Annotated in this window: 4 protein-coding genes; 3 read left to right on the top strand and 1 reads right to left on the bottom strand. The window is 59.7% G+C overall.

Translation table 11 applies throughout. The features are described from left to right. Positions 1–459 (top strand): 2-phosphosulfolactate phosphatase (locus tag NW856_RS03870; protein WP_414399193.1); only part of this gene is annotated, 459 nt, incomplete at its 5' end. A 136-nt stretch (positions 460–595) separates the two neighbouring features. On the opposite strand, the gene NW856_RS03875 is transcribed toward NW856_RS03870, so the two are convergent. Further along, positions 596–880, bottom strand: coding sequence for a hypothetical protein (locus NW856_RS03875; RefSeq protein WP_011431955.1), 285 nt, complete (start codon positions 878–880; stop codon positions 596–598). 233 nt (positions 881–1113) lie between these two features. Between NW856_RS03875 and argC the strand changes: the two genes are divergently transcribed. Both argC and NW856_RS03885 read left to right on the top strand, forming a co-directional pair. Next, entirely contained in the window at positions 1114–2220 is a 1107-nt protein-coding gene (gene argC / locus NW856_RS03880) for an N-acetyl-gamma-glutamyl-phosphate reductase (RefSeq protein WP_011431956.1), read from the top strand. Between the two features lie 38 nt (positions 2221–2258). Continuing rightward, positions 2259–3701 carry a hypothetical protein gene (locus NW856_RS03885; RefSeq protein ID WP_414399195.1) on the top strand — a complete coding sequence of 481 codons (1443 nt, stop codon included), beginning with the start codon at positions 2259–2261 and terminating at the stop codon, positions 3699–3701. The last annotated feature ends 156 nt before the right edge of the window (positions 3702–3857 follow it).

The following is a 3857-nucleotide window of genomic DNA, read 5'->3' on the forward strand; positions in this document are numbered from 1 at the left end:
GACCGCGTGCGGGACAAGCGCATCTTCCTGAGCACCACCAACGGCACGCGCAGCCTACAGCGCCTGGAAGGGATCCCAGTGGTGATTACAGCAGCCCTGGTGAACTTGGGAGCCGTGGTGGATTTTCTCAGACGAGGCTCCTTTGCCGAGGTGTGGCTGGTGGGATCCGGGTGGGAAGGGGCCTTTTCGCTGGAAGATACTGCCTGTGCCGGAGCCATCTTGCATCGCTTGGGCTGCTCTTTGAACCAGTTGGGCAACGACGAGGCAGTGGCAGCCTTGGCCCTGTACCAAACTTGGCAGGATGATCTGCTGGGTTTGTTGCGGCGCTCTAGCCACGGGCAACGGCTATTGGGTCTGGGGCCGGAAAACGATCAGGATCTGGCCTACTGTGCCGATCTGGATCGTCTCTCAGTGGTGCCCCGACAGGTTCAGCCAGGGGTTTTGGCCAGTGGCGGGTAGATTCTGGACAGGTGGAGCGACCTGTGGATCCCACCACCCTCTGAGCTGGAAGTAGGCGGCCATTGTCAGCATGGGCTGGATCTCAACAGGCCGGGTGCGGGCTTGGGGATCCTTCCACGCCAGATATGGTCTTCGGCTAACCCGCTTGGGCCGTGTCGGGGGCAATGCCCAACGCTTTCTGGTGCAGCCACGCCTGCCATTCTCCTGGGATCAGCTTGTTGTTAAACGCATCGCCAGAAACAAACATATCCCGCTGATTCTGGGCCAACACAAAAATGGAGCGGCGATCGAAATGGGAAGTGAGTTTGTAGAGGGTGTAGGGGCCTTCTGAGTAGAGGGTCAGAGTTTCCTGATCCAGGCCATGGCGGCTGCTTTGGCCGTAGGCCCGCAAGACCATGTTGATCAATCGCTCATAGTGCATAGACCGCAGATTAGTAAAGCTACACAGAACATAGACAGATATTACGGAAGCCGCTGCCAAGGCCCGAGCGGCTCAGGTGAACCCAGCATAACAAATCCCCCTGGATGGCCACGCAACGCCAACGCGAATGAACAAGATGGGATCCGCACCCATGCAGCGTCAAATGCAGCAGAAAAATGCGGTAGAACTTAAGGCAAGCCATCACGCAACCCTCTTGCACAGGCAGCCCCCCCATGGCCAACATGGCGCCCCGCCCACCCCACCCCACAGAGCCTGTCCGCATTGGCATTGTCGGCGCTTCCGGCTACGGAGGGGTACAGTTGGTGCGGTTACTGAGCGAGCATCCCGGCGTGCAGATCACCTACCTGGCCGGGCAAGACAGTGCCGGCAAGCGCTACGGGGATCTCTATCCCCAGTTGGCCCAGGCCGTGGATCTGACCGTTCAGCCGGTAGAGGTGGATCGTATTGCCGCCAACAGCGATGTGGTGTTTTTGTCTCTCCCCAATGGGCTGGCTGCTGAGCTGGCTCCGCCCTTGCTGGCCAAAGGGTGCAAAGTCTTAGATCTGTCGGCGGATTACCGCTTTCGCAACCTGGCCACCTACCAATCTTGGTACCGCATGGGTCAGACGGATCCCAACTGGCCCAGCCCTGCCTATCGCCAGGCCAATGAGCAGGCGGTCTATGGGTTGCCGGAACTTTATCGCGAGGCGATTGCCCAAGCCCAACTGGTGGGCTGTCCCGGCTGTTATCCCACTGCCTCATTGTTGGCGGTTGCTCCTCTGCTGCGGCAGGGGTTGGTGGAGCTGGACAGCCTCATTTTCGATGCCAAATCCGGCGTTTCGGGGGCAGGTCGTACCCCCAAGGTGGGATCCCTGTTTGCCGAAGTGGACGGCTCTCTGGCAGCCTATGGAGTGGCCCAGCACCGCCATACGCCCGAGATCGAGCAAGCTTGCACCGACCTGACCCACACCCCCATCACCGTGCAATTTACGCCCCATCTGGTGCCCATGGTGCGGGGGATCCACGTCACCTTGTATGCCACTCTGCGGGATCCCGGCTTTGTGGGGGAAGATTTGCTCACCATTTACAATGCTTTCTATCGCCAATCTCCCTGGGTGAAGGTGCTGCCGCGGGGGGTCTACCCGCAAACCAAATGGGTCTCCGGCACCAACACCTGCATGATCGGGGTGGAGGTGGACAGCCGCACCAACCGCGTTATCGTCCTGTCGGTGATCGATAACCTGATGAAAGGGCAAGCCGGGCAGGCAGTGCAGTGTCTCAACTTGATGATGGGATGGCCGGAAACGTTGGGTTTGCCTCGGCTGGCGTTTTACCCCTAGCTATAATGCCCGTGATCCCCTTGAAGCGGATTCTGTCCATGTCTGAACCCCTGAATCCCCCTTTCCATTCCGAGCCCCAAAATGCCTCGCCCAGCGCAAAGGTTGCCTCGGATCCCGTGAATGGTGCTGCTGAGGGCCTGAACTGGGAGGGGCTGTGGCGGCAGCTGGAAGCGGGCTGGCAGGATCTACCCCGTCGCTCCGAAGAGACGGTGCAACAGACCCTGGCTCGCCTGCAACTGGAGTGGGGCGGGCTGTGCCGAGAGGCGCGGGATCGGCTGCAAAGCGCTCTGGAACAGTCGAGAACGGCGGGATCCCCAGAGCCCATCCACCGAGAGCTGCAAGCGCTCTTGCCCCTGCTTAACCCCTGCCAATGGGAAGTGGTCATTGGCTCTTTGCGGCAGGCTGCGGATCGCGCCTGGGTGGCCAGCTTGCTGTATCACGGCTTGCAGGAAGCGGCCTATCCAGAGGCGGAAAGCCACGGGATCCCTTCTTGGGCTCGGACGCTGACCTCTGACCAACGCTCTGCTCTGGAGGCGATGAGTGCCCGTGCCTATGGCAACAGCCGCCTGCCTTTGGTGATGGACAAAAGCGGCCAGATTCAAGTAAAGGCCTCAGCCGCCTTGTTGGCCGCCTTGATCGCCATCGAGATCGGCAGTGTGGGTTCGGCAGGTGCCTTGTCCTTGCTGGGCACACCGGAGCTGCGCAAGCTCTTGAATGCCGAGGGCAAGCTGCGGCGAACTGGCTTAAAACAGGGACGAACTGCCCTCACAGAAGAAGAATGGCAAACGCTGCGCCGTTGGCTGGATCCCAAGGGATCTCCTCCCGACTGGTATCTCAATCTCACTCAAGTGGGGATCCAGACCACCCAAGTGGGGGACTATGCGGCACGGCGGCTGCGGGAGTTTTTCCAGAGTGAGTGGATCAAGCTCGTGATCCCTCCCTTGTATCACCTGGTCATCGATGCAGTGCGGCTGCTGACGGGAGAAGTGTTTCTCAGTGTGGGCACCACCCTGGAATCGGCTTTGGAATCGGCAGAGGCAGGGCGGCGACTGGAGTTGGTGCTGCAAGCCTTGCCCCAGGCGCGGAACATTCCCAGACCCGACCGGATCCAAGCTGCCATCCCTGCTGTGGTGGAAGCTGCCGAGAAAATCCTCAGACCCCTGCTGGCCCGCCAGTTAATGACGGTGGCGGACATCTTCGATCCGCCCATTCGCAACGAGAGCCTAAATGAATTGGGGCGGCAGCTCAACCTGTGGAACCCCTTCCAGTTTCTGCTCACTTGGAGCACGGCCGGCTGGCTGGAGGCCCTTCTGGATCAGATCAGCGAGTTGCAGCAGACCTACCCAGAAATGCCCCTGTGGGAGAGCTATCGCCAGGGCGTTGAGACGGCAGCTCAAGCTCCACGGGTAATGGAGCAGGCGGAGGCTCTGCGTCTAACGGCCAAGAGTCTGGATCCCAAGTTGGATCCTTTGGAAGATTGAACTGATGATGCATAGGGAAGAAAATTTCCTACAGCATCCACAAAGTGAGGCTGGCAGGCTAGGTGGAATCTTTTCTACGCCAAAGACAAATCTGCACGGGTTGTAGAGGGTGGCCGGCGGACTGGTCTGATACATTTACGCTGAACACTGCTGAAC

The sequence above is a fragment of the Synechococcus sp. R3-13 genome (assembly GCF_047462195.1).
GTDB lineage: Bacteria > Cyanobacteriota > Cyanobacteriia > Thermostichales > Thermostichaceae > Thermostichus.